At 75.1% G+C, this 25,226-nt stretch carries 22 protein-coding genes and 1 pseudogene; 11 read left to right on the top strand and 12 right to left on the bottom strand.

The features are described 5' to 3' along the window. Positions 1-172 precede the first annotated feature (172 nt). On the top strand, positions 173-1,099 hold the full coding sequence (locus AB4039_RS34290) for an ArsR family transcriptional regulator (RefSeq protein WP_266846209.1): 927 nt from the start codon (positions 173-175) through the stop codon (positions 1,097-1,099). A gap of 37 nt (positions 1,100-1,136) precedes the next feature. Here AB4039_RS34290 and AB4039_RS34285 read toward each other — a convergent pair whose 3' ends face one another. Beyond that, entirely contained in the window at positions 1,137-1,799 is a 663-nt protein-coding gene (locus AB4039_RS34285) for a hypothetical protein (RefSeq protein WP_442272599.1), read from the bottom strand. Positions 1,800-1,926: 127 nt separating this feature from the next. Here AB4039_RS34285 and AB4039_RS34280 point away from each other — a divergent pair, with 127 nt between their 5' ends. Beyond that, positions 1,927-2,316, top strand: a complete 390-nt coding sequence (locus tag AB4039_RS34280) for a response regulator (protein ID WP_266846207.1) — start codon at positions 1,927-1,929, stop codon at positions 2,314-2,316. A gap of 54 nt (positions 2,317-2,370) precedes the next feature. On the opposite strand, the gene AB4039_RS34275 is transcribed toward AB4039_RS34280, so the two are convergent. Continuing rightward, positions 2,371-4,731 carry a family 20 glycosylhydrolase gene (locus AB4039_RS34275; protein ID WP_442272598.1) on the bottom strand — a complete coding sequence of 787 codons (2,361 nt, stop codon included), beginning with the start codon at positions 4,729-4,731 and terminating at the stop codon, positions 2,371-2,373. Positions 4,732-4,955: 224 nt separating this feature from the next. Here AB4039_RS34275 and AB4039_RS34270 point away from each other — a divergent pair, with 224 nt between their 5' ends. After that, positions 4,956-5,861, top strand: coding sequence for an alpha/beta fold hydrolase (locus AB4039_RS34270; RefSeq protein WP_266846205.1), 906 nt, complete (start codon positions 4,956-4,958; stop codon positions 5,859-5,861). Positions 5,862-5,880: 19 nt separating this feature from the next. On the opposite strand, the gene AB4039_RS34265 is transcribed toward AB4039_RS34270, so the two are convergent. The 3 genes from AB4039_RS34265 to AB4039_RS34255 all read right to left on the bottom strand — a co-directional run bounded on the left by AB4039_RS34265 (position 5,881) and on the right by AB4039_RS34255 (position 9,113). Then, positions 5,881-6,279 (bottom strand): nuclear transport factor 2 family protein, encoded by a 399-nt coding sequence (locus tag AB4039_RS34265; RefSeq protein WP_266846204.1) that lies wholly within the window; start codon positions 6,277-6,279, stop codon positions 5,881-5,883. Positions 6,280-6,352: 73 nt separating this feature from the next. Further along, positions 6,353-7,504 carry a cation diffusion facilitator family transporter gene (locus tag AB4039_RS34260; RefSeq protein WP_266846203.1) on the bottom strand — a complete coding sequence of 384 codons (1,152 nt, stop codon included), beginning with the start codon at positions 7,502-7,504 and terminating at the stop codon, positions 6,353-6,355. A 109-nt stretch (positions 7,505-7,613) separates the two neighbouring features. Continuing rightward, entirely contained in the window at positions 7,614-9,113 is a 1,500-nt protein-coding gene (locus AB4039_RS34255) for an MFS transporter (RefSeq protein ID WP_442272597.1), read from the bottom strand. A gap of 53 nt (positions 9,114-9,166) precedes the next feature. On the opposite strand from AB4039_RS34255, the gene AB4039_RS34250 reads away from it, so the two are divergent. The 4 genes from AB4039_RS34250 to AB4039_RS34235 all read left to right on the top strand — a co-directional run bounded on the left by AB4039_RS34250 (position 9,167) and on the right by AB4039_RS34235 (position 12,699). After that, positions 9,167-10,054 carry an MmyB family transcriptional regulator gene (locus AB4039_RS34250; RefSeq protein ID WP_266846201.1) on the top strand — a complete coding sequence of 296 codons (888 nt, stop codon included), beginning with the start codon at positions 9,167-9,169 and terminating at the stop codon, positions 10,052-10,054. Positions 10,055-10,171: 117 nt separating this feature from the next. Beyond that, the gene (locus tag AB4039_RS34245) at positions 10,172-11,194 is read left to right on the top strand and encodes a methyltransferase (protein WP_442272596.1); all 1,023 of its coding nucleotides are present in this window, start codon (positions 10,172-10,174) and stop codon (positions 11,192-11,194) included. A gap of 27 nt (positions 11,195-11,221) precedes the next feature. Next, the gene (locus tag AB4039_RS34240) at positions 11,222-11,776 is read left to right on the top strand and encodes a YbaK/EbsC family protein (RefSeq protein ID WP_442272595.1); all 555 of its coding nucleotides are present in this window, start codon (positions 11,222-11,224) and stop codon (positions 11,774-11,776) included. A gap of 260 nt (positions 11,777-12,036) precedes the next feature. Further along, the gene (locus AB4039_RS34235; protein WP_442272594.1) at positions 12,037-12,699 is read left to right on the top strand and encodes a hypothetical protein; all 663 of its coding nucleotides are present in this window, start codon (positions 12,037-12,039) and stop codon (positions 12,697-12,699) included. On the opposite strand, the gene AB4039_RS34230 is transcribed toward AB4039_RS34235, so the two are convergent. After that, on the bottom strand, positions 12,672-13,340 hold the full coding sequence (locus tag AB4039_RS34230; protein ID WP_266846197.1) for a TetR/AcrR family transcriptional regulator: 669 nt from the start codon (positions 13,338-13,340) through the stop codon (positions 12,672-12,674). The genes AB4039_RS34235 and AB4039_RS34230 overlap by 28 nt on opposite strands. A gap of 19 nt (positions 13,341-13,359) precedes the next feature. Here AB4039_RS34230 and AB4039_RS34225 point away from each other — a divergent pair, with 19 nt between their 5' ends. The 3 genes from AB4039_RS34225 (at position 13,360) to AB4039_RS34215 (ending at position 16,097) form a co-directional block, all read left to right on the top strand. Beyond that, positions 13,360-13,839: a DUF6463 family protein gene (locus tag AB4039_RS34225; protein WP_442272593.1), complete on the top strand. Its 480-nt coding sequence runs from the start codon at positions 13,360-13,362 to the stop codon at positions 13,837-13,839. Positions 13,840-13,879: 40 nt separating this feature from the next. Further along, positions 13,880-14,422: an FABP family protein gene (locus tag AB4039_RS34220; protein ID WP_266846238.1), complete on the top strand. Its 543-nt coding sequence runs from the start codon at positions 13,880-13,882 to the stop codon at positions 14,420-14,422. Between the two features lie 124 nt (positions 14,423-14,546). Further along, entirely contained in the window at positions 14,547-16,097 is a 1,551-nt protein-coding gene (locus tag AB4039_RS34215; RefSeq protein ID WP_442272592.1) for an alpha/beta hydrolase, read from the top strand. Positions 16,098-16,164: 67 nt separating this feature from the next. Here AB4039_RS34215 and AB4039_RS34210 read toward each other — a convergent pair whose 3' ends face one another. Next, positions 16,165-16,926 carry an SDR family oxidoreductase gene (locus tag AB4039_RS34210; RefSeq protein ID WP_266846194.1) on the bottom strand — a complete coding sequence of 254 codons (762 nt, stop codon included), beginning with the start codon at positions 16,924-16,926 and terminating at the stop codon, positions 16,165-16,167. Between the two features lie 106 nt (positions 16,927-17,032). Beyond that, on the bottom strand, positions 17,033-17,617 hold the full coding sequence (locus AB4039_RS34205; protein ID WP_266846193.1) for a TetR/AcrR family transcriptional regulator: 585 nt from the start codon (positions 17,615-17,617) through the stop codon (positions 17,033-17,035). Positions 17,618-17,774: 157 nt separating this feature from the next. On the opposite strand from AB4039_RS34205, the gene AB4039_RS34200 reads away from it, so the two are divergent. Next, on the top strand, positions 17,775-18,209 hold the full coding sequence (locus tag AB4039_RS34200) for a CBS domain-containing protein (RefSeq protein WP_266846192.1): 435 nt from the start codon (positions 17,775-17,777) through the stop codon (positions 18,207-18,209). 52 nt (positions 18,210-18,261) lie between these two features. Here AB4039_RS34200 and AB4039_RS34195 read toward each other — a convergent pair whose 3' ends face one another. From AB4039_RS34195 to AB4039_RS34180, 4 genes and pseudogenes are all read right to left on the bottom strand, one after another. Beyond that, the gene (locus AB4039_RS34195; RefSeq protein WP_266846191.1) at positions 18,262-18,924 is read right to left on the bottom strand and encodes a DUF2278 family protein; all 663 of its coding nucleotides are present in this window, start codon (positions 18,922-18,924) and stop codon (positions 18,262-18,264) included. 84 nt (positions 18,925-19,008) lie between these two features. After that, a pseudogene (locus AB4039_RS34190) lies at positions 19,009-20,186 on the bottom strand (threonine synthase). A gap of 277 nt (positions 20,187-20,463) precedes the next feature. Further along, on the bottom strand, positions 20,464-21,978 hold the full coding sequence (locus AB4039_RS34185; protein ID WP_442272591.1) for an alpha/beta hydrolase: 1,515 nt from the start codon (positions 21,976-21,978) through the stop codon (positions 20,464-20,466). A gap of 81 nt (positions 21,979-22,059) precedes the next feature. Continuing rightward, a partial coding sequence (locus tag AB4039_RS34180) for an amidohydrolase family protein (protein WP_442272590.1) occupies positions 22,060-25,226 on the bottom strand: 3,167 nt, incomplete at its 5' end.

Here is a 25,226-nt window from a genome sequence, read left to right as displayed (position 1 = left end):
GCGCCGGGGCGGGGGTGCGGGGCGGCGTCGGGGCGGGGGTGCGGGGCGGCGTCGGGGCGGGGGTGCGTCATGGATGCGAAGATCACCGGCGCGGGGGCGGCACGGCCATTGTTTTAGTCTGGGCCGAAAGGTGGTGGCGGGCGGACACACCGCCGGACGGGGGGGCGCGGCCATGGGTGAGGTGCGGTTCGGGGTGCGGGACGTCGCGGGCGTGAGGTTCGCGATCTCACCGCTGTGGGAGACCGTCACCAGCTTCCGGGCCGTGGCGGATCCGGGCCGCTACGCCGTCCACCTGCCGTGGCTCACCTCGGTACGGGCGCTGCGGACCGACCGGGCCCTGGCCGTGCGGACGGCCCCCTTGCGGGTCCTGACCGCCGTGGACCGTCCCGGGGCGCGTCCGTCGGCGGACGTACCGGACTTCCTGACGCCCCCTCCGCGCTGCCCCCTGGCCGAGTTCGAGGAGGAGCTCGCGCTGCTGGCGGTGCCGCCCGCCGGGGTGGCCGGGGTGGCCCCGCCGGACCCGGCGGACGCCCTGCGCGCCTGGTGGGAGGCGGCGGTCCGGCCGTACTGGCCCCGCGTCCGGGCGGTCCTGGAGGCGGACATCGCCTACCGGACCAGGCAGTTGGCCGAGGACGGCATACAGGAGGTGCTCTCCCGGCTCCATCCCGCGCTGCGCTGGACGGGCGACCGGCTGGTCTCCCCGGAGCTGGGCCCGGCGGTCCTCGACCTGGACGGCGGGGGGATCACCCTGGCCCCGAGCGCCTTCGCGGTCCGCTGCCACCTGCTGACCGGGCCCGGGCCGACGCCGCCGGCCGTCGTCTACCCGGCGCGGGCCGTGGGCACACTGTGGGAGCGGCGCGGTGTCCCCGGCGAGGGGCTGGCCCGTCTGCTGGGGCGCAGCCGGGCCCTGCTCCTCTCGTGCACGAGCTCGCCCGCCACCACGACCCAGCTGGCGGCCCGGACGGGGCTCAGCCTCGGCGCGGTCTCGCAGCACCTCGGGGTGCTGCGGGAGGCCGGTCTCGTCACGAGCCACCGCTACCGGCGCGAGGTGCACTACGCGACCAGCGAGCTGGGCGACGCCCTGCTGGAGCGGGCGTAGGTCCGGCCCTGGCCGAGCCGGGCCGGACCGGGGCTTTTCACAGGGCCTGGCGGTCGGCGGTCAACCCGACCGGCCGGTCGACGGCACGGACGGACGGGTCGCCGGGGCGGCGGCGGGCCAGGGGGGCGAGGGAGGCGCAGAAGAGGGCTGCGGCGAGGGGCATCAGGTCGAGGCCGCCGGCCGCCGCGGTGGCGGTTCCGGCCACCGCCGCCAGAGGGCTCCAGAGGCTGACGCGGCGCCGGGCGGAGAGCTGGACGAGGATCCAGATCAGGCCGACGTAGAAGAGCAGCGGGCCCACGCCGTACACCGCCGGCATCACCCCGGGGTGGCTCTGCACCTGCTCGAACAGCCGCTCCATGCCGGGCCGGTCGGTGGCGCGGAAGCCGGCGTAGAGGTCGATGCACGCCTGGACGGTCACGGCCAGGGTGCCGGCCAGCCCGAGGACCGTCGCGGCGCCGGCGCTCAGCCGCCCGGCTGGCCCCGCGTCCGGCCGGGCCAGCGCCCCCAGCCGGGCGAAGACCGGCACGAACAACAGCATGGCGGCGGTCAGCGCGAGGTGCCCGGTGGTCCAGACGGGGCCGGGGCCGTGGTCCGGGTCGGTGAGCCGGATGGCACCGTAGGCGAGGATGAGGAGCGGCGCCGTCACGAAGGCGGCCCGTGTCAGGGCCGTCCGGGCGGAACGGCGGGGTCGACGAGTCATGAGTCGATCTTGTCCGCGGGGCCGGCCGCCGGACATCGGGCATCACCCCGACCCCACCCCGAACCGACCCTGAGCCCGCTCGGGGCTCACAGCTCAGGGCTCACCGCCCGGAGCGGAAGGAAACACCATGAGCGGCGACATCCCCGCCAAGATCCTCCTGATCGTGAAGGACCGCAGGCTCTGGGGGCTGCTCGAACGGCTCCTCGTCTCCGCCGGCTACGTGGTCGTCGACGGCGGGAGCGGCCGGGAGACGGTGGCCCTGCTGGAGCGCGAGGGGCCCGTGGGCCTGGTGGTCTGCGAGCGCACCGGTCCGGGGCTCGACGAGGTGGCGCTGTTCGAGGAGATCCGGCGGGATCCCGGACACGGGCGGGTCCCGATCCTCGCCCTGCCCCCGGCCGACCCGGAGTGCACCGTCCAGGCGCTGAAGGCGGGAGTGGACGAGGTCCTCGCGAAGCCCTTCCATCCGAACGACCTCCTCGACCGCGTGCACCGCCTCGCCCGGGGCGGGCGCGACTGACCCGGCACAGGACGCTGGCGCCACGGAGCGGCGGGGCCGCCGAGCGCCACGGGGTCAGGCGATCAGCCAGCTCTGGAACGCCGACCCGGTCGCGGCCTGCTGGGTGACGGCGGCCCCGTCCGTGCCGGAGGCGGTGGTGAGCAGGAGCCCGCTCTTCCCGTTCGTCACCGAGGAGCCGCCGCCCGGCAGCGCGGCCATCCTCCAGCGCTGGCCGTCGCCGCCGGTGCAGACGGCCTGCACGACGGCCGCGCCGGCCGAGACCGAGCCGCCATCGATGTCCGCGCAGAGCCCGGAGGCCCCGTTGACCAGGGTGTGGGTGCCGTCGGCGCCGGGGGTGAGCCGCCACTGCTGGTTGGGGCCGCCGTGGGGTGTCCAGGTGATCAGCCGGGTGCCGGGGGCGGTGGAGCCCGCCGGGTCGTCGAGGGCCTTGCCGGCGGCCGTGAGGGTGCGCGGGGCCGTAGACGGGTCGTCGTAGACCTCGAACTCGTGGAGGGAGTAGCCGTACGCGGTGCCGCGCCGGGTGCCGAGGACGCGGATGTACCGGCCGGTTCCGCTCAGGCCAGTGAGGTCCTGGACTCCCCCGGTGCCGGTGGTGGTGGAGTGGATGGTGCGCCAGGTGGTGGCGTCATCGGAGAGCTGGATCTGGAAGGACTTGGCGTACGCCGCCTCCCAGCGCAGGACGACGCGGCCGACGCCGCGCGGGGCGCCGAGGTCCACCTGGAGCCACTGGGGGTCGGCGTAGGCGCTGGACCAGCGGGTGCCGGGGTCGCCGTCGGTGGCTGCCGCCGCCGGGAAGTCCGCGGTCTCGGTGCTGGAGGCGGTGGTCGGGCGGCCCAGGGCGAGGTTGCCGGGCCGGCCGGTTCCGGGCCAGGCCGGGTTGTGGCCGACGGCCGCCACGATCGGGGTGAAGGCGGCGTACGTGGGCACCGGCTTCGGGGAGCCCCAGGTCTGCTGGGCCAGTCCGCGCAGCGGGTACATGATCCCGGCCGCGATCTGGTCCTCGGTCTCGGCGGTGGGGTTGTCGCACCAGACGTGGAGCAGGGAGCCGGGGTTCCGGGTGGGGTCGGAGAGGGTGGCTCCGCCTTCGAAGCGGTCCGCGGTCCAGGTCTCGTACATCCACTTGGTGTCGGGTTTGGCTCCGCCCAGGACGTAGTAGGTGGGCGTCCAGGAGGCGTTGGCGACGGTGTGCCCGGCGGCGGCGAGCTGCTGCGGGGTGAGGCCGTAGGTGTACCAGTACTCGACGAGGATGCCGGGGTGCGGGGTGAGGGTGCCGTCGCCGGACTTGATGCCGTCGTTCCACATCCTGGTGGTCTTGCCTGCCGCCCGGACCAGGTCGTCCGCCCAGTTGACGAACCCGTAGTAGGTGTCCTTGGCGGTGGCGGCGGCGCCGTAGTGGGCGCGGGCGTAGGCGAGGAGCTGCGGGTACTTGGTGTAGTCGGTGACGTATTCGTCCGCGCCGATGTGCCAGTACGGGGCCGGGAACAGCGGCAGGTACTCGGTGACGAGGTCCTTGACCAGCGCGTACGAGCCGGGCATCGAGAGGTCGATGAAGTCGGGGCTGGCTGCTCCGGAGGCGCTCTTGAGCCTGAGTTCGGGGTGGGCGGCGAGGACGGCGTTCATGTGGCCCGGGGTGTCGATCTCCGGGACGATGGTGACGTGGTACTTGCGGCCCAGGGCGACGAGGTCGGCGATGTCCTGCTTGGAGTAGTGGTCGGCGGAGACGACCTCCGGGTGGGTGGAGCTCTCCAGGCGGAAGCCGAAGGTGTCCGACAGGTGGAAGTGGAAGTAGTTGAGCTTGAGGTAGGCCAGTTCCTTGATGTGCCGCCGCAGCCATTCGACGGTGAAGAACTTGCGCCCCTGGTCGACCATGAGCCCGCGCTCGGACTTGTCCGGCCAGTCGACGGCGGTGCCCGCCGGCACGGCGGCGGACCGGTGGAGCAGTTGCAGGACGGTGCGGGTGCCGTTGAAGGCGCCGGTGGCGGTGGCGGCCCGGAGGGTGAGGGCCGGTCCGACGGTCATCCGGTAGCCCTCGGGCGGCAGGGCGGGATCGTCCAGGCCGATCCCGATGTCCCCGGCGGCCGGAGTGCCGGTGACCACGGGGACCTGGTGCCCGGTCAGCGCCGTGAGGTCCTCGGCGAAGGTGGCGGCCTCGCCGGAGAGCCGGTCGGCCGCGGCGGGGTCGACGACGATCCGGGCGGCGGCGGTGAAGGCGTAGGGGTCGGCGGCTGACGCGGTCCACTCCCGCAGCGCGGGAACGGTCTGCGGGGTCGCGTCCGAGGCGGCCGCACGGACGGAGGCGGCAGCGGGACGCGCTTGCGCGGCCGCGGAAGCGGAAGCCCCGTGGGCCGCGGCGCCGGGCGCTGTCAGTACGGACACCGCGCAGGCGGTGGCCACCAGGAATCCGAGCGGGCGCATGGCTGCCTCCAGCCGGGTGGGACCGTGGAAGACGGGTGCCCAGTGCAGCGCAGCGTCGCGTACATGTCAATAGATGCTCGGAACGGCGCGGAATCGAGCAGCCTCGCGCAATTTCCCGCCGATCGCGCGGATCCCGCCGACCCGGACGGGCGCGGGACCCGCGAGGGGAAACGTCGGGCTCCGCCTTCGGCCGGGGCGGCCACGCGCCGCTCTATGGTGGGCCCATGACGGAACAGAAGGCGTTCGGCGTGGGCCCCTCGAAGATCGAGATCGCCTACGAGCGTTTCGGTGATCCGCGCGATCCGGCGGTGCTGCTGATCATGGGCATCGCCCTGCAGATGCTGGGCTGGCCCGAGGGATTCTGCGCCGAGCTCACCTCGCGCGGGGTGCAGGTGATCCGGTTCGACAACCGCGACGTCGGGCGGTCCTCGCACTTCCCGGACGCACCCGTCCCGGACGTCCGCGCGGCGCTCGCCGGGGACCTGTCCTCGGCCTCGTACACGCTTTCCGACATGGCGGCCGACAGCGTCGGCCTGCTCGACGCGCTGGAGATCGACGGCGCGCACGTCGTCGGCCTGTCCATGGGCGGCGCGATCGCCCAGACCATGGCGCTCGAACATCCGGGCCGGGTACGGTCGCTGACCTCGTTGATGTCCACGACGGGCGACCTCTCCGTCGGACGGGCGAATCCCGAGGCGCTGGGGGCCCTGGCGGCGCCGGTCGCCACGGCGCGCGAGGAGGTCGTCGAGCGGATGGTGCGGACCGTACGGGTCCTCGGGTCGCCCGGTTTCCCGTTCGACGAGGCGGCCGTGCGAGACCGGGCGGCCCGCGCCTACGACCGGTCCCACGACCCCCTCGGCGTCGCCCGCCAGGCGGTGGCCTCGATCGCGGCCGGGGACCGTACGGAGCGGCTCCGCGCGCTGGCGGTGCCCACCCTGGTCATCCACGGCGCCGACGACCCGATGTGCGACGTCAGCGGGGGCCGGGCCACCGCCGACGCCGTCCCCGGCGCCGAGTTCGTGACCTTCGAGGGGATGGGCCACGACCTGCCGCGCGCCCTGTGGCCGGAGATCGCATCGCTGATCACCGGGCTCGTCCGGCGCGCGGAGGCGGTCGCACCGGTCCGCTGAGGCCCCGGGAGGCGGCGGGTCAGGGCCGGTCGAACCAGGAGAAGGCGGCGATCCGCCAGCCCTGCGGGGTGCGGACGAACTGGATGGTCTTGGTGCCGCCGCCCTCGAAGGGCTCGCCGTCCAGGGTCCCGGACTTGCGGTACTCGCCGAAGCGTGACGCGATGCCACCCTCGATCTCGGTCCGTTCCGAGACCTCCCACTCGCTGAACCCGACCAGCCGGCCGTCCTTCAGGAGGCGCTCGCGGGGCTCGATGAACTCGTCCACGGTGTACACCGTGAACTCCGGTCCGGTATGCACGATCACACCGCCGGGCAGGATCAGCCGGCGGAGCCGGGCCACGTCGGCGCCCCCGCCGTCCCGGTTGTCGAAGGCGGCGAAGAACTCGGCGGTCAGCGCGTCTATTTCGGTCTTGGACATGGGCGCGACGGTAACACCGGGAGGCCCCGGGCCACGGGGGAAGGCCGCGTTCCCCCCCGGGCGGAGCCGGGCCTCAGCCACGGCCGGGGTGGTGGGCGAGGGGGGCGTGGGGGTCGTGGCCGCCGGGATGGACGTGGTCGGTGTGGACCGTCGCCGCCGTCAGCCTCGGCACCGCGTGGATCAGGGCGTGCTCCGCGGCGACCGCCAGGCGGTGGGCCTGGACGACGGTCAGGTCGGGGCCGACCACGATGTCGGCCTCGGCGCGCAGGGCGTGACCGATCCACCGCATGCGCAACTGGCCGACGTCCAGCACCCCCTCGACGCGGCGCAGCGCGCGCTCGGCGGCGTCGACGAGGGCGGGGTCGACGGAGTCCATCAGCCGTCGGCCGACCTGGCGGGCGGAGGCGCCCAGGACCAGCAGGATCGCGAGGGTGATCAGCAGGCCGACCACCGGGTCGGCGCTGCGCCGGCCGAGGGCGGAGCCGCCCGCGCCGAGGAGGACGGCCAACGAGGTGAAACCGTCGGTACGGGCGTGGAGCCCGTCGGCGACCAGCGCGGCGGAGCCGATCCTGCGGCCGGTGCGGATGCGGTGGCGGGCCACCCATTCGTTGCCGGCGAACCCGGCCAGCGCCGCCGCGGCGACGGCCCACAGGTGGCTGACGTCGCGGGGGTGCAGCAGCCGGTCGACGGCCGCCCAGGCCGCGAGTGCGGCGGAGGCGGCGATGGTGAGGACGATCAGCACGCCCGCCAGGTCCTCGGCCCGGCCGTAACCGTAGGTGTAGCGGCGGTTCGCCGCCCGGCGGCCGAGGACGAAGGCGATGCCCAGGGGGACGGCGGTCAGGGCGTCGGCGGCGTTGTGCACGGTGTCGCCGAGGAGCGCCACCGACCCGGACAGGACCACGATCCCGGCCTGGACGGCGGCGGTGGCGCCGAGGACGGCGAGCGAGGTCCACAGGGTGCGCATCCCCTCGCGGGAGGTCTCCATCGCCGCGTCGACCTTGTCCGCGGCCTCGTGGCCGTGCGGGGTGAGCAGGTGGACGAGCCGGTGCCGGAGGCCGTCGCCCCGGCCGTGACCGTGGCCGCCGGCGAGGCCGTGCGCGTGGCCGTGCCCGTGGTCGTCGGCGTGGTCGTCGGCGTGGCCGTGCCCGTCGCCGTGGTGGTGGGTGTGCCCGCGGTGATCGCCGTGGTGCTGTGCCGGGGTGTGGGTGCTCTCGTCGGCCTCCATGCGTTCACCGTGGCACACGGAGCCCATTGCGGCTACGGCCGTCGTACGCCCCGTGACCAGGTGCGAGGCCCTCGCAACTGCGCTCCGTGGGACGGACGGCGGGGCGCGCTCAGCGCAGCACGCGCGGCAGGCGGAGACTGAGGAGCACGGTGAGCGCGATCATGCCCAGCTGGACGAGCAGGGTCACGGTCAGGGCCGTCCCCATGCCCGCCGCGGGCACCAGGGCGAGGAAGAGGCTGCCCAGGGTCGCCACGCCCAGGGCGAGCGCCGACTGCTGGGTGGTGACCATGACCCCGCCGCCCACTCCGGCCCGGTCGGCCGGGACGTCCGACAGCATCATCCGCATCAGCACGGGCAGTTGCAGGCCCTGGCCGAGGCCCGCCACGGCGACCGCGGGAGCGAGGGCGGCGAGGCCGACGTCCGGCCAGTCGGCGCGGACGGTCAGCAGGAGCAGGCCGATGCCCAGGCCCTGGAGCAGCCCGCCCGCGGTGACGACCCGGCTGCCGAAGCGGCCGACCAGCTTCGGGCCGGCCAGAGACGCGGCGAAGAAGGCCACGGCCATCGGCACCAGCGCCAGCCCGGCGGAAACCGGCCCCATCCGCAGGCCCTGCTGCAGTGCGACGGCCACGACGAACATGAAACCGCTGAAGCCCATCGAGAAGGGCACCATCAGCACCAGGCCGCGCCGCAGCGACTCCAGCCGCAGCAGGCTCGGCGGCACGAGCGGGGTACGGCCCAGCCGGTCCGCGCGCCGCTCCGTGAGGTAGAAGGCCGCGGCCGCGAAGGGGAACACGGCGAGTGAGAGCCAGGTCCACAGCGGCCAGCCGGTCGCCCTGCCCTCGGTCAGCGGCAGCAGCAGGGACACCAGCGACAGGCCGAGCAGCAGCGTGCCCGGTACGTCGACCGAGGCCGGGCGGTCCGAGCGGGTCTCGGGGACGGCCCGCACGGCGAGGACCAGGCCGAGGACCACGACGGGCACGTTCACCAGGAACACCGAGCGCCAGCCCGACCCGGCGAGGTCCGCGGCGACCAGCACCCCGCCGAGGATCTGCCCGGTGACCATGGACAGCCCGGCGGTGGCTCCGTAGAGGCTCATCGCGCGGGCCCGGCGCGGGCCCTGGGTGGTGGCCTGGATGGTGGCGAGGACCTGCGGCAGCATCAGCGCCGCGGCCGCTCCCTGGGCCACCCGGGCCCCGACCAGGGTCCATGCCGTGGGGGCCAGGCCGCAGGCCAGCGAGGTGAGGCCGAAGGCGGCCATGCCGATGAGGAAGAGCCTGCGCCGGCCGGCGGTGTCCCCGAGACGGCCGCCGAGCACCAGCAGGACGGCGTAGGCCACGCCGTAGCCGCCTACGACCAGTTCCAGCATCGCGGGGCCGGCGGCCAGGTCGCTGTCGATGGCCGGGAGCGCCACGTTGACGATGAAGAAGTCGATCAGGGGCAGGGCCGCGCCCAGCAGTACGGTGAACAGGCCCAGCGGGTTCAGCGCCGCGCCCGTCCCGGCGGCCGGGTCCGTGGGGCGGGAGGGGGACGGATGGTTCGTACGTACGGTCGTTTCGCTCACACCCAGGACGATCCTCCAGCGCCCAGTCTGGTACCAGAGTCTCCTCATCCTGGTATTGGCACTACCTGGCACCTGGATGTCGGCTGCGGCACCCTGTAGTCATGACCACTGTGGCCCCCGAGAGCGACGTACGCCGGCACGAGCTGGCCGATTTCCTGCGCAGCCGCCGCGAGCGGATCACGCCCGAGCAGGTCGGGCTGGTGCGCGGCCGCCGCCGGCGCACGCCGGGGCTGCGCCGCGAGGAGGTGGCCCAGCTCTCCGCGGTGGGCGTCACCTGGTACACCTGGCTGGAGCAGGCCCGCGCGATCCAGGTGTCGCCGCAGGTGCTGGACGCCCTGGCGCGCGCCCTGCTGCTGGACCCCAGCGAGCGGGCGCACCTGTTCGCGCTGGCCGACAGCACCGATCCGGCGTCGCACACGCCCTGCCCCACCGTGACCCCGGCGCTGCGCGCGATGCTCGACCAGCTGGATCCGGTTCCGGCCTGCGTCCAGAACAGCCGGTACGACATCCTCGCGTACAACACCACGTACGGGCGGCTGCTGTGCGATCTGGACCGGCTTCGGCCCGAGGAACGCAACTGCATGTGGCTCGCCTTCACGAACCCGGACTGGCGGGCGGCCGTCGTCGACCTGCCCGAGGTGAACCGGGTCATGGCGGCCAAGTTCCGGGCGTCGATGGCCGAACACCTGGCCGAGCCGACGTGGAAGGCGCTGCTGGCCAGGCTGGAGTCGGCCTCGGCCGAGTTCCGGGAGATCTGGGCCCGGCACGAGGTGGTCGGGCCGGGCGGGAAGGCGAAGTACATCTTCAACGCCCAGGTGGGCCTGCTGCACCTGGAGCACACCAACCTCTGGCTGGGGCCGGCGACCGGACCGCGGCTGGTGACGTACGTCCCGCTGGACGAGGAGAGCCGCGAGCGCCTCGAACGCCTCCGTTCCCTCCGGTCCCCGGACACCGCCGCCCCGGCCGTGGCCGCCGCCCTCGCACGCTGAAGCCTCCTGCCCTGAAGTCGACTTGACGGCGGGCGGCCGCGGCGAAAGTGGCCCGCCCCGCCGTGCGGCGGGCCACCATGGCGGTGCGGCAGTCCCCGACACGACAGGAGCGCGACCGTGGCCCGTCCCGGCGACCTCACCGGCCCCTACGCACCGTCCGCATTGCACGACGTGATGTTCGGGCACGTTCACTCCGCGGCCCTGCGGGCCGTGGCCGTCCACCGGATCCCCGACCACCTCGCCGACGGCCCCCGCACGGCCGAGGAACTCGCCGCCCGGACCGGCACCGACGCCGCGGCCCTGCGGCGGCTCCTGCGCCTGCTCGCGGTCCGCGGGCTGTTCCGCGAGGACGAGCGGGGCGCCTTCCGGCTGGAGGAGAGCGGGCGCCCGCTGCGCACCGACGTACCGGACTCACAGCACGCCGGCGTGCTCATGATCACCGATCCGATGTTCGGGCGGTCCGCGGCCGAGCTCCCCGGGACGCTGCGCACCGGGGAATCCTCCTTCGAACTGGCCCACGGCGTCCCCTTCTTCGAGTACCTCCTCAAGTCCCCCGCCGAACGCTCCGTCTTCGACGCCGGCATGGCCTCGCTCTCCGGCCCCGCCGACGAACTGGTCGCGGGGAGCTACGCGTTCCCCGAGGGCTCCCGCGTCATCGACGTCGGCGGCGGGCGGGGCGGGCTGCTGCGGGCCGTGCTCGGCCGGGGGCCCTCGCTGGAGGGCGTCCTGTTCGACCAGCCCGCCACGGTGGCCGAACACCTGCTGGACCAGCCCGACATCGCGGGGCGGTGGCGGGTCGAAGGCGGGGACTTCCTCACCGCCGTACCGTCCGGCGGTGACTTCTACGTCCTCAAGCACGTCCTGCACGACTGGAGCGACGAGGACGCCCTGCGCATCCTCGGCTCCGTCCGCCGCGCGGCGGCGCCCGGCGCCCGGCTGCTGATCGCGGAGGCGGTGCTGCCCGGCAGCGGCGTGCCGCATCCGGCGGTGGAACTGGACATCGTCATGCTGATGGTGGTCCGGGGCCGCGAGCGCACCGCGGCCGAGTTCGAGTCGATGCTCGCGCGGTCCGGGTTCCGGCTGCACCGGATCCTGCCGACGCCCGCGCTGCCCTCGGTCATCGAGGCCGTCGCGGTGTGAGGGCGCGGGCGCTGTTACCGTGCGGGCATGCGCGCTCCCATCGGCTCCTTCGACCTCGCCCGGCCCGCCCCCGACTGCCTGGAAGAACTCGTCCCGCCCGTGGCGGCGGCACTCCGCGCCCTCGCGGCAGGCCTGCCCGTCGAGCGGATCGTCTACGTCGACACGGATCCGGCCGTCGCCGACACGGCCGCCTTCGTCGAGCACTACGGGCGCGACCTGCTGGCCCGATCGGCGAACTGCGTGGTGGTGGCCGCGCGGCGCGGGGGCGAGACCGCGCTCGCCGCCTGTCTGGTGCCCTCGGCGTCCCGGGCCGACKTCAACGGCGTGGTCCGGCGGCACCTGGGGGCCCGGAAGGTGTCCTTCGCGCCGATGGACACGGCCGTGGAGCTGACCGGGATGGAGTACGGGGGCATCACCCCGCTGGGCCTCCCGTCCGACTGGCCCCTGCTGGTGGACCCCGCCGTCGTGGACATGCCGTACTGCCTGGTGGGCAGCGGCCGCCGCCGCGGCAAGCTCATCGCTCCGGGCGACCTGTTCGCCCGGCTGCCCGGCGCCGAGGTGATCGAGGGCCTGTCGGCCTAGAACCCCGGGGCCCGGTCCTGCCCGACGGCCGTCGGGGCGGGAGGGACCCGGCACCGGGTCGGCAGGCGGTGACCGGGGTGCACCGGAGCCGAGGGGCGGAACCGGCCGGGGCCGCGGCATGCCGGTGCGGTGCAGGCGCCACCGTTCGCCATCGGCCATTCGGGTCGCCGCCGCCCCCCGGGTGTCCGGGGCGCTCCTAGGATGGGGCGCGGCGCGGCTCCGGGAGCCGCGTTTCGCGTTCACGAGCGGGGAGTTGAGGCATGAAGCGGTTGCGGGTGCTGGTGGCGATCGGGGTCCTGGCACTGGGTTCGGCCGGTGCGGGGACCGCGCAGGCCGCTCCGGTGTCCGAGCGCTCCGGCTGTCCGACGGCGGAGGTCTTCGCCACGGACAACACGGCGGTCATCACGGATCCGGCCGACCCCCGGCTGCGGACGCGTCTGACGCGCTTCGACCACGAGGTGCGGGACATCGTCCGGGCGCACGGCGCGCGGACGGCCGGCTCGACCCTGCTGGACGGGGTGTTCTGGTCCGGCGAGCAGAAGCAGACCACGTACGAGCGGTCGCGGGAGTTCGACGTCGAGCGCGTGGGGCGGGACGGTCTGCACCACATCGCCGACGTCATCCGCAAGCAGTACGACCAGGAGTCGGTGCTGACGTTCCGCTGTCTGCCGCGCACCGCGCCGGAGACCGACGCGGTGGAGGTGCGGGCCCCCGGGGTCAGCCCCACCCGGCTGCGCGAGGCGCTGGTCGCGGACCCCGAGGCCCGCGAGCGGCTCGGCGGCGGCTCGGTCACCCTGGGCGGGGAGTTGATCCTCGTCGCCCCGGTGTCCGACCTGCCGCTGGCCCGCAGGTTCACGGCCGCCCTCGGGGTCGACTGGAGCCGCGCGGAAGTGCGTTACGGCGACGAGGAGTTGGTGGCCTGATCCGTCGGCCCGTCCTGAGGCCCGCCCCGTCCCGGGGCGGGCGGCGGCGGCGGGGAACCGTCCGTCGTGGCCGCCGCGGCCAGGACGGCGATGGCCGGGGCGAGGGACGGGGTGGGGGCCCGGCCCAGGAGGAACACCCAGGCGAAGGCGGTGCCGAGGAGCGCGGCGTGGACCAGCGCCGGGTCGGCCCGCTCGGCCAGCTCGCCGCGTGCGAAGGCCCGGTCGAGCAGGTCCGTCACCTCGGCCCGCTCCCCGGCGATGAAGGTGTCCCGGAAGCGCGCGGCGCTGTCGGGGTGCTGCTTGAGGTCCGCGAGCAGACCGGGGGTGGCCGCCTCGACGACGGGGTCGGAGAAGATCCTCAGGATCAGGCCGGCGAGCGCGGTGAGGTCCCCGTGCAGCGACCCCGTGTCCGGGAGCGGCTGCGGTTCCCGCCCGTGGACGAGTGCGGCGAAGGCCAGTTCGCCGCGTGAGGCGTGGCGGCGGTAGATGGCGGCCTTGCCCACGCGCGCCCGGGCGGCCACGGCGTCCATGGTCAGGGCCGCGTAGCCGTTCTCCCGTACCAGCTCGCGCACCGCCTCGCGGATGGCGGCGTCCACCCGGCCGTCCCGGGGCCGGCCGGGGGGTTGCTTCGAAGGCTCCATGCGCCCATCATACGGAACTATGAGTATCGGAACTCGCCGTACCGTAAATAGATCCTCCGACGCCGCCGCACGCGCCGGCGCCCTGACCGTCTGGGCGGGGCGCAGCACCGTCGTCATCGGTGTCGCGCACCTCGTGTACTTCGCGCTCAAGACCCGGCCGCACTGGGGCGGCTGGGCCGGCGCGGTCCTGCACGGCAGGACCGCGATCGACGACCCCGCCAACGCCGTTTCGCTGAGCGGGTTCTGGTCCCTGCCCGGCAGCTTCGCCGTGCCGCTGATCCTGCTGGGCCTCCTCGTCTCGCGGATGGCGCGCACCGGCCAGGAGCTCCCCGGGTACCTGGCCTGGACACTGGCGGCCTGGGTCCTGCTCTGCGCCCTGGTCCTCGAACCGTCCGGGTTCCCTCTCGGCATCGTTCCCGTGACCCTGCTGCTGCTCGGCCGCCGGCACCGCGGGTCCGCGACCCGGACGGCGCCCGGGACGGCGGGCGCGTCCGGCTAGGCTGCGCGCCTCGGGGGAATCCACAGAAGGCAAGGTGAACATGTTCGAGTCGGTCCAGGACAATCCGTACCCCGACACCCACGTCCTCGGCGAGGGCCCCGAACCGCACCCGCTCCTGCGGCCGGTGCTTCCGCTGATCGGGCGTTGGCACGGGCGCGGGGAGGGCGAGTACCCGACGCTGGAGCAGGACTTCCGGTACGAGCAGGAGCTCACCTTCAGCCACGACGGCCGTCCGTTCCTGCGCTACGAGGCGCGCGCCTGGCTGATCGACGGGTCCGGGGCGCCGGTGCGGCCGGCGGGGCGGGAGGCCGGGTGGTGGCGGGTGACCCCCGACGCCTCCCTGGAGGTGGTGCTCGCGCACCCGACCGGCATCGTCGAGACCTACGTCGGCCGGGTGTCCGGGACCGAGGTGGAGATCGGGACCAAGGACGTGGCGCTGACCCCGCTGGCCAAGGAGGTCACCGCCACCCGCCGTCACTACACCCTCGACGGCGACCGGATGACGGTCGTTCACGACATGGCGGCCGTGGGCCGGCCCCTGCAGCACCACCTCACCGCGCACCTGCGCCGCCGCCCCTCCTGACCGGCACGTCCCCCGGGGGTGGCACCAGCACCACCCCCGGGACGGATGCCAGGGGGATCGCCGCGGGACCCCCGGGGCGGGGAGGGTGGGGTGACCGATCCACTCCACCGGGGGGAACCCGACCGTGCACCTCTTCCGCAAGCCCGCCCGATGGGCCGCGACCGCCGCGTGCGGGCTGCTCGCCCTCGCCGCCCTGCCCGCCTCACCCGCCGCCGCGGCCGCTCCCCCGGCCGGCGGAGCGGCCGTTCCCGGGCGGTACGCCCACCAGCGGCTCGACTGGCGGCCCTGTCCGTCCGGTTCGCTCGAATGCGCCTCCATGACCGTGCCGCGCGACTGGTACCACCCCGGCGCCGGAGCGGACCTCACGGTCACGGTGTCCCGTCACCGGGCCGCCGGTCCCGCCGCCCGGCGCGGTGTGCTGATGATGGCCGCGGGCGGTCCCGGCGCCTCGGGGCTCGGCCGGCCCGAGGGGCTGGCCTCGTACGCCCCGAAGCTGGCGGCCGCGTACGACATCGTCGGCTTCGACCAGCGCGGGGTCGGGGCCAGTACGAACGTGGTCTGCTCGGACCAGGACACCGTCGACGCCATGTTCGGCGGCGGCGACCTGCGCGACCGCTCGCCGGAGGCGGTGAACGGCACGCTGGAGCGGGCGCGGCGGTTCGTCCAGGACTGCCGGAACAACTCGGGCGGTCTGCTGCCCTTCATCACCACCGATCAGGCCGTGCGCGACATGGACCTGTACCGCGCGCTGCTGGGGACCGAGCAGATCTCCTACTACGGCCCCTCGTACGCCACCGTCCTCGGGGCCCAGTACGCGCGGACGTTCCCGCGCCGGGTCGACCGCATGGTCCTCGACAGCGCCATCGACGCCACCGGCGGCTGGGAGGAGTTCATGACGGGGCAGCCGCTGAGCTTCCAGCGGCGCTTCGAGGAGGACTTCCTGCCGTGGCTGGCCCTCCATGACGACGTGTACCACCTGGGGCGGACCCCGCAGGAGGCCAAGGCCGGCTACGAGCGTCTGCGCGCCGCGCTCCGCGACCGCCCGCTGGACCTGGAGGGGACGCGGGTCACCCCCGACCGCCTCGACGCGGCCACGACGTCGTTCATCTACAGCGGCAGCCGCTTCCCCGACCTCGCGGCCGTGCTCGGCCTGCTCCAGAACCCGGACGCCGCGCCGCCCGCCGCCCGGCAGGCCCTCGCCGCGAAGCTCAGGCATCCGATGGGGGCGGCGTTCGCGGCGGACTTCTTCTCGGTCGTCTGCCAGGACTCCCCGTGGAACCGTGACCTCGACCACTGGGTGGCGCGCAGCGAGGCCGACGCCCGCACCCACCCCATGATCGGGGCCCGGGAGCTGTCCTACGCGGCGGTCTGCGCCCAGTGGCCGCACTCTCGCGCGCCCCGGCCCGCGGGCGGCCGGGAGCTGCCACCCATCCTGATGCTGGGCTCGACGCACGACCCGGCGACCTACTACGAGGGCGCGGTACGGGCCCACCAGCGGCTGGCGGGCTCACGCATGATCACCGTGCACGGCGGGGACCACGGCGTGTACCAGGCGGGCAACGCCTGCGTCGACGGGTACGTGGAGGGTTTCCTGGCCGACGGCCGGATGCCGGCCGCGGACGCCGCCTGCGAGGGGAATCCGCTGCCGGTCCCCGCGGCGCCGGCCCGGGGCTGATCCGGCACGGGCCCGGCGCGCGCGGCGCACGGACCCCGGCCGGCCCCGACCGGCCCGCCCCGGGGCCTCAGGCCGAGGAGCCGCTGTCCACGACGAGGTCGGCCCCGACGGCCGCGCCGGCGGCGGGCGAGGCGAGGTAGAGGACGGCCGCGGCCACCTCCTCGGCCTCCGCGGCCCGCCCGAGCGGGGTCTGCGTCTTCATCCGGTCGGTGCGCTCGGCCTCCGTCTCGCCCGGCAGCAGTGACATGGGCGCGACGGAGGCACCCGGGCTGACGGCGTTGATGCGAACGCCCTCCTGGACGTGGTCGAGGGCGGCGGCGCGGGTGAGGGCGGAGACGGCGGCCTTCGAGGTGATGTACGCGGCGGCGCCGGGGATGCGGCGGTGGGCGCCGAGGTTGGAGGAGATGTTGACGATGGCGCCGCCGCCGTTCTCCCTCATGTGCGCGATCTCGTGCTTCATCGCCAGCCAGACGCCGGTGACGTTGGTGCGCAGCACCGCGTCCCAGTCCTCCTCGTCCACGTCGGCGACGGGGCCCGCGCCGCGCAGTATCCCCGCGTTGTTGACGGCGATGTCCAGGCCGCCGAAGCGGGTGACGCTCGCGTGGACGAGGTCGCGCAGGCTGCCGGAGTCGGTGACGTCCGCGGTGACGGCGGCCGCGGCCCCGCCGGCCGCCCCGATGAGGGCGACCGTCTCCTCCAGCGGCGCCGCGGTGCGTCCCGCGGCGACCACGGAGGCGCCCTCGGCGGCGAAGGCGAGGGCGATCGCCCGGCCGAGGCCGGAGCCCGCGCCGGTCACCAGGACGGTCTTGCCGGTGAAGCGGTGCTGCATGTCGATGACTCCTTCGAGGGAGGGGCACCCGCCCCATATTTGACTGATCGGTTCAGAATTCGATGCCGCGGAAGGGGAGCCCGGAGGCTCCCCTTCCGCGGGGTCTTCAGTCCAGCAGGGCCAGGGCCTGCTCGGCGGCGTCCCGCACCCTGGCGGGGTCCCCGCAGGCCTTGCCCACGATCCGTACGCCCTGGAGCAGTACCAGCAGCATGCGGGCCAGCGCGCGGGGGTCGCGGTCCGGGGCCAGCTCGCCCTGCCCCTGGGCCCGCACGAGAGCGGAGTGGAGCAGGGTTTCCAGGCGGTCCCAGCCCGCCTCGACCCGGCGGGCCGCGGCCGTGTCGTGCGAGGCCAGCTCGGCGGCGGTGTTGGTGACGAAGCAGCCGTTCAGCCGCCCCTCCGGCGAGCCGGCCTCGGCGGCGAAGCGGCGCACCACCGACCTGACCGCTGGCAGCGCGGGCCCCGGCCGCGACAGCTCCGCGAGGAGCAGCAGGTCGCGGGATTCGGCGTAGCGGTCGAGCGCCTTCAGGTAGAGCTCGTGCTTGCTGCCGAAGGTCGCGTAGATGCTCGCGCGGCCGATGCCGAGGCACTCGACGAGGTCGGTCACCGACGTCGCCTCGTAGCCGCGCCGCCAGAACAGTTCCAGGGCCGACTGCAGCACGGCGTCCACATCGAATTCCTTGGTCCTGGCCATGCCCAAGATCGTAGAGGATTCTGGAACGAACAGTCAATAAATCGGGGCAGGGGCTCGCCTTGCCGCCCCGGCGCGCCCCGGCGGCCCATCCGTGCTGTGCTCGTAGAGGAGGGGCAACGGGAGGAAGGCACGCAGTCACCGACCCAGAGGAGGAACCATGACCAGGAACCTGCGGGCCCGGGACATCATGACCGGGGACGTGCAGTGCGTACGGGAGGACCAGTCCCTGCTGGACGCGTCGCGCATGATGCGCGACCTGAACGTCGGCGCCCTGCCCATCTGCGGGAACGACGGGCGCCTCCAGGGCATGATCACCGACCGCGACATCGTCGTGAAGTGCTGCGCCGAGGGCCGGGAGCCGGCCGGGGTCCGGGCCGGTGAGCTGGGCGGCGTCCTGCACTGGGTGGACGGCGAGACCACCGCCCAGGAGGCCCTGGACACCATGGAGGTCCACCAGATCAAGCGGCTGCCCGTCATCGACATGGCCGGGGGCCACCGGCTCGTGGGCATGATCACCGAGGCCAATCTCGCGAAGAACCTCTCCGACGCGGACATCGCGGAGTTCGCGGTGCGCGTCTACGCCGCCAACTGACGACCGCGTCCGGTGCCACCGGGCGGCCGTCCCCGCGGGCCGTCGCCAGGGCCTAGAGGGGGTGGCCGTCCGGGCCGGTGCGGTCCGCCTGGCTGGTGAACTTGTTGAGGAAGACGTCGTAGAGGCCGTCGGGGCGGCGGGTGAAGGTGGCCCCGTCCTGCCAGGTGCCGTTGTCGGGCCACCATTGGCTGCCGTAGGGGTCGCCCTGGTTCTGGTGGATGTTGTGCATGCCCAGGCCGCCGTGTTCGAAGGGCTGGCCGAGGATCAGGATCGGCCGGCCGGGAACGAGGATCGGCTCCAGGGCCCCCGCGGCGTCCAGGTTGGAGCCGGAGATCCACGGGCGGGGCGGGTTCAGCCGGTCCAGGAGGTGCTGGATCCACGCGGGCGGGCGGCGGACGAAGAGGCAGCCGGGGCGGTCCACGAGGGCCGGGTGGCGCAGGTAGTCGACGGCGCCCGAGCCGGACGACATCGACAGGTCGTGGTAGCCGGCGCCCAGGGCGGGCAGCGGGTCGAGCTGCGAGGCGGACAGGGTGAAGGTCTTCCACTGGACGCCGGTGGCGGACTCCTTGCTGTCCACGTCGACGGCGCACCGGTAGCGCCCGCCGGGCGCGTCGACCTCCAGGTTGACGTGGAACCAGTGCCCCTGGGTGTCGGGCTGGTCGCGGAAGTGGCTGTGCAGCGTCCCTGACAGCACGCCGTAGGAGTCGAGCGGCATGACCGTCAGTCAACCACCGTCGGCCCGTCGGCGGGGGTGACTCGCTCGGGTGCCGCCGTCCGTGGCCCGGGCGGCGGCACCCGGTCACCCGCCCGGCCGCGCCCGGTCCGCCAGCGCCCGCGAGACCGCCTCCCAGGTGGGCTCGACCGGTTCCAGGGGCGCGGTCCCCACCCGCAGGTCCTTGAAGCCGCTGGAGGTGGACACGCACACCACGGGCCCGTCGAACCCGGTACCGGAGGCGGTCCACCGCTCCAGCCCGGCCAGGCCCGCCGCGGCGGACAGCTCCGCCCAGATCCCCTGGGAGGCCAGCCGGTCGCGCGCCCGGCCGAGTTCCGCGTCGGTCACCGGCACCACGGCTCCCCCGCTGTCCAGGACGGCCCGCACCGCCCGGTGGCTGCCGGCGGCGCAGTCGATGGCGTACGCGTCGGTGGGGCCGACGGACACGACGGCGGCCGGGAGGCCGGTGCGCAGCGCCGTGGCGAGGGGGGCGCCCGCGGCGGGCTCGCACCCGAAGACGCGGGGCACGGTGTCGGCCACCCCCAGCCGCCGCAGTTCCCGGAAGCCCCTCCAGACGCCGTAGAGCAGTTCGCCGTAGCCGGTGGGGACGAACACCGCGGCGGGGAGGCCCAGTTCGGCGTGGATCTCGTACGCGATCGTCTTGTACCCCTCCGCGCCGAAGGCGTGTCCGGTGTGCGTCCGGGTCAGGTTGCTCACCGGGTGGTAGCCGAGCCGGTCGCAGATCTCGTTCAGCAGCGGCCAGCGCTCTCCGTGGGGACGGGGAGGACGTCGGCTCCGTAGGCGCGCAGGAAGGAGGCCACGGCGGGCGGGGCGCCGGGCGGGGCGAGAACCACGCAGCGCAGTCCGGCGCGCGCCGCGTAGGCGGCGGCGGAGGCGCCGTGGTTCCCGGAGGACGCGACCGCCACTCCGGGGGCGCCCTCGTGGACGGCGGCGCTGACGGTGACGCGGTTGAGCCGGTCCTTGTGGCTCCAGGTGGGGTTGCGCGACTCGTCCTTGATCCAGACCCCGTCGCCGAGCGGGAGGAGGGGGGTGGCGCCCTCACCGAGGCCGGGAGCGTCCAGCGGCGGCAGCAGCGGGGCCCAGCGTTCCAGCCCGGGGCGGGCGGGCCGGGTGAAGAGGTCCGCGGGGGTGTCCTCGTAGGCGTAGTCGACCTCCAGCGGGAAGTCGGCCAGGTCCGAACCGGTGCGCGGGCAGCCGCGCGGCAGCGGCGGCCACAGGGGGTAGCGGATCCGCGGGTCGCCCATCGAGCGCTGGTGGCGGGCGAGGGAGACGGCGTTCACGACCCGGTCGCGGTCCCGGCGGCGGTGGCGGTGGCGCTTTCGGTTTCGGTTTCGGTGGCCGTGGCCCGTCGGGGGTCCTCGGCCGGTGTCGGGTGGACCGTTTCGGCTGTCATGTACGCCGATTCTTCCGCAGGGCGCCCGTCCCGTCACGGCCCTCGGCGGGCAGCCCGGAGGCCGCCCGTGTGGTCGCGGCCGGCGGCCGGTCGGCGGGATCCGCCGGCGGACCCCGGCCCGGTGGCCCTCAGTTGGCGCAGTCGGTGTCACGGGCGGGGCGCCGGCCGGTGGTGAGGAAGGTGGTGACGGTGCGGTCCGCGCAGGCGTTTCCGTTTCCGAGGTAGAGGCCGTGGCCGCCCTGCTCGACGGAGACGAGGACCGCCCGGTCACCCAGGGCCTCGCGCATCTTCAGGCCCTTGGAGTGGGGCGTGGAGGGGTCCCGGCGGCTCTGGACCATGAGGATGTCGGACGGACCGTTCGCGGTGATCCGGGTCGGCTTCTGCTCCGGGGCGTCCTTCCAGTAGGCGCAGGGCAGCACGTTGACGGGCATGCCCGCGGTGAGGGGGTGGCGGGCGCGGTCCTCGTCCACGGCGCGCTGGCCCGCGGCGCCGCTCTCGCGCGGCCAGGCCACGTCGTTGCAGAGCACGGCGACGAGCTGGGCGGCGTCCTCGTCGCGCAGCGGCTGGGCCAGCTCCGGCGGGAGGACGGGGGTGGCCGCCGGGTCCCGGAGGGCGACGAGGAGCTTGGCGAAGGCGGGGAAGGCGGAGTCGCCGTACAGGGCGTTCTGCAGGGCCTGGCGCAGGCCGTTGCCGGTCAGGGCCACGCCCGGGGTGGTCGTCGGCCGCGGCGTGCGGTCCAGGGAGGCGGCGAGGGCCAGCAGCTGCGGCTCCACGTCCGCGGGGTCGCGGGCCAGCCGCAGGCCGTCGCGGTCCCGGTCGGGGTGGGCGGCCCAGGCGGCGAAGTCGGGGAAGCGGTCGTCGGCGCCCTGGCCCATGTTCGCCAGCCAGCCCCGGGCGAGGCGGGTGGGGTCGGGGTCGCCGCTGCTGTCCAGGACCCAGCGGTCGGTGCGCTCCGGGTGCTTCTGCGCGTACACGGCCCCGACGTAGGTCCCGTACGAGACGCCCCAGGCGGAGATCTTGCGTTCGCCGAGGACCTCGCGGAGCCGGTCCATGTCGGCCACCTCGTTGGCGGTGGTGAAACTGCGCAGTACGGGGCCGCCGTTACGGGCGCAGGCTTCGGCGATGCGCTCGGAGCGGGCGACGTTCTCGGAGATGTCGCCGTTCGGGGCGGGCCAGGCGCGCAGGCTGGTGAGGTAGCGGTCGCCGGGGGTCAGACCGCAGGAGGCGGTGGTGCTGCCGCCGACGCCGCGGGGGTCGAAGGCGACGAGGTCGTAGGCGCCGGCGAGCTGCTTCTGGAGCGCGGCGCCCTTCTGCGTGAGGCGCTGGACGCCCGAGCCGCCCGGTCCGCCGGGGATGACGACCAGGGTGCCGCGGCGGGCCTCGGGGCGGTCGCTGCGGACGCGGGAGACGGCGACGGTGATCTGCGGGCCGGCCGGCTTCGCGTAGTCGAGGGGGACGGGCAGGTCGGCGCACTCCTGGGTGGCGGGGCCGCCCGGCTTCGCGCAGGGGTGCCAGGCGAGCCGGGGAAGCGGCGCTCCCGCCCCGGGCGACGTGGCCGCCGCCGGGACGACGGCGCTCAGGGTGGTGGCGGCGGTGGCGGCGCAGAGGGCGAGGAGGAGGGCCTTGTTCCTGGAATTCGTCATGGGGCAAGCCTCGTTGTCCGCGGCCTCGGCCCCCATCCGGCAGCCCGGTCGCCCCGGGGTGGGGATAACCCCCCTTGTCCGTCAGGCGTGGTGACCGTGGGTCGGGTGGGTGCAGCAGCCGTCCCTGAGCATCTGGCGCAGGACCGGCTGCCAGTCGGGGCCGGGGCCGGCGCCGCGGGGGTGCGCGGCTTCGAGTGCGCTGCGTTCGTGGAGGGTTCCGGCGCGCACGGCCGCCCGGACGCGGACGAGGTCGGCGAAGTCGGTGAAGGGGTCGCCGTCGACGAGGGTGAGGTCGGCGAGCTTGCCCGGTTCCACCGTGCCGAGGTGGTCGGCGACGCCGAAGACGCGGGCCGGGGTGCGGGTGGCGGTGGTGAGGGCCTCGGCCGGGGAGAAGCCGTACCGGTGCAGGGCGCGCAGGGCGAGGTGGAGGTGGAGGCCGACCGGGGTGAGGGGTGCGTCGGTGCCGAGGGCGACCCGGCCGCCGCTCGCGAGGACCCGCCGGTAGACGCCGGTCTCCCGTTCCAGGGCCGTGAGTTGTTCGGTGGTGGGCGGCAGGGCGGCGGCGGCCCGGACGGCGCTCGCGTCCCAGGGGGGCATCAGGGCGGTGACGCGGGGGTCCTCGGCGAGGGACGGGTCGGCGCCGATCAGCGGCAGGGCGTCGAAGGGGGTGGCGATGAGGTCGAAGCCGCCGTGGGTGTAGAGCGCGAGGGTGTCCTCGTAGGTGTGGCCGGCCGGGGTGGCGCCGTGGCCGTGTTCGGCGCGTTCGGTGGCGACGAGGTGCGTGGTGAGGTCCTGGCCGGAGGCGATGCCCTGGGCGCACAGGTGGGAGCCGGCCGGAACGCCGAGCCGCTCGTGCGCGAAGCGGGCGGCCTGCTCCATGAAGGCGTACGGGGCGCGGACGTAGGTTTTGACGAAGTCCCAGTCCAGCGCCTGCGCCCGGGCGAGGGAGCGGGCGAGGCCCTCGGCGGTGCGGTGGGCGCGGCCCATGCTGTAGGCGACGCGGGAGCCGTCGAGGAGTTCGCCGCCGGCCAGCAGCCGGGGGGCGGTGAGCCGGCCGGCGCGGATGTCGTCGCGCAGGCGGGCCTGTTCGTGGGCGGAGCCGCCGAGGGAGACGGTGGTGGTGACGCCGTAGGCGAGGTGCAGGAGGCCCTGGCGGGCGCCGTAGGTGTACGGGTACGGGTGGACGTGGGCGTCCCACAGCCCCGGCAGGACGGTGCCCCGGGAGGCGTCGACGGTGCGGGCCGCGCGGCGGCCGGGCCGGTGTGCTTCGACGGCGGTGACGCGCCCGCCGCTGATCAGGACGTCCACGTCGGCGCGGGGCGGGGCTCCGGTGCCGTCCCAGAGCAGGCCGGCGTGCACGACGGTGTCGACGGCGGCGGGGCGGCGGTGGGTCAGCGCGACCGGGACGGTGCGGGGCGCCCGCGCGGGGGCGCCCCGGGCGTCGAGGGTGAGCAGGCGCAGCCGGTCGCCCGACTGGTAGAGCAGGGTGCGGGAGTCGGCGGACCAGGAGGGGTGGTCGGCGCACTCGTCGGTGATGCGGCGGGCGGTTCCGGTGGGGGTGCCGTCGGGGGTGACGGGCAGCAGCCACAGGGCTGATTCGGCGACGCAGGCGAGGAAGCGGCCGTCGGGCGACCAGACGGGGCCGCTGGCGTAGCTGTCGGAGAGGGAGGCGTGCGGGGCGAGGGCGTGCAGCCGGGCCGCGCCGGTGGTGGTGTCGACGATCCGGATGAGGTTGTGGCCCTCGCGGAAGCGGTGGCTGATCCGGTTGCGGTCGCAGAGGGCGATGTGGCGGCCGTCGGGCGACCAGCTGGGCGGGCTCGGCAGTCCGCCGCCGCCGAGGGCCGCGACGAGGGGGGTCTCGGTGGCGGTGGCGAGGTCGCGGACGAGGAGGCGTCCGGCGAGGTCGAGGCAGGCGAGCCGGGTGCCGTCGGGCGAGAGCGAGCCGTAGACGCGGCCGTCGGCGGCGAGGACGCTCTCGTGGCCGTCGGCGAGTTCGAGTCGCCTTACGGTGTTGAGCCCGTCGCGGTCGTCGGTGTAGATCAGGGCCCGGCCGTCGGGGGTCCACACCGGTCCCTGGACGTAGGCCGTCGCGGGGGCCTGGGCGATCCTGCGCGGGGCTCCCCCGGCGACGGGGACGGTCCACAGGGCGTTGAGGGCGACGAGGGCGACGGTGCGGCCGTCGGGCGAGAGGCGGGGCAGGTGGACTCCGCGTACGGGGCGTCCGGGCTCGGCCTCCAGCGCGTACTCCTTGACGCGGTAGCGGGGGCGGGGCACTTCGAGGGTGGCGTCGAGGGGGATCTCGCGGCCGGTGGTGTCGTCGCGGTGCGGGCGGATCACCCGGAAGCGGCCGTCGAGGGTGACGAGCAGGCGGTCGTCACCGATCCAGCGCGGGGGCGCGGGGGCGACGTCCCCGTCGAGGGGGACGGGGCGGCCGTCGGCGTGGAGGGTGAGGATCTGGGCCTTGCGGGGTCCGGGGGCGGCGGACAGCCAGGCGGTGCGGCCGGCCGGGGAGACGGCGGGGGTCAGCAGGCTGCCGTCGGCGACGGTGTGGTCGGCGCGCACGGGGCCCCGTCCGTCGGCGGCGACGGAGGCGAGGGTCCGGGCGGTCAGGGTCTCCCCCTCGACGGTGGCGCGGACGAAGAGCACGCGGGCTCCGTCCGGGGTCCAGACGGGGTCGAAGTCCTCCCAGGCACCCTCCTGTCCGGGACCCTCCTGTCCGGGGAGACCGGTGAGGGGGACGGGGCGGCCGCCGGTGAGGGGGACGGTCCAGATCCGGTACGGGCCGCCGGTGACGGGGTCCCCGCCGCGCTCGGAGCAGAAGGCGAGGTGGCGGCCGTCGGGCGACCAGGCCGGCGCCCGGTGGTCGAAGGGGCCGTCGGTGAGCCTGCGCAGGCCGGATCCGTCGGCGTCCATCACCCAGATGTGGAAGGTGCCGCCCCGGTAGGCGCTCATGGCGATCCGGTGGCCGTCCGGGGAGAACACCGGGCGGCCGGGCTCCAGGTCGGGCGGGGTGAGGCGGGTGGCGGGCGCGCCGTCGGGGGGCAGCGACCACAGGACGCCCTGCACCTCGGCGACGACGCGGTCCCCGGTGGCGGTGGCGGTGGCCGCGCCGTTGGTCGCGCGGGTGAGGCGGATCCGGGCCGTCTCCCCGGCCGCGTACGCGCCGGCCGCGGCCGGACCGGTCACGGCCCCGGAGGCCCTGTCCGCGCCGGCGGGGCCGGGGCCGGCCGGGCCCGTGGCCGCCGCGG

The organism is Streptomyces sp. M-16, assembly GCF_052114405.1.
In the GTDB taxonomy this organism is placed as follows: domain Bacteria; phylum Actinomycetota; class Actinomycetes; order Streptomycetales; family Streptomycetaceae; genus Streptomyces.
This window is presented reverse-complemented; position numbering and strand designations above follow the sequence as displayed.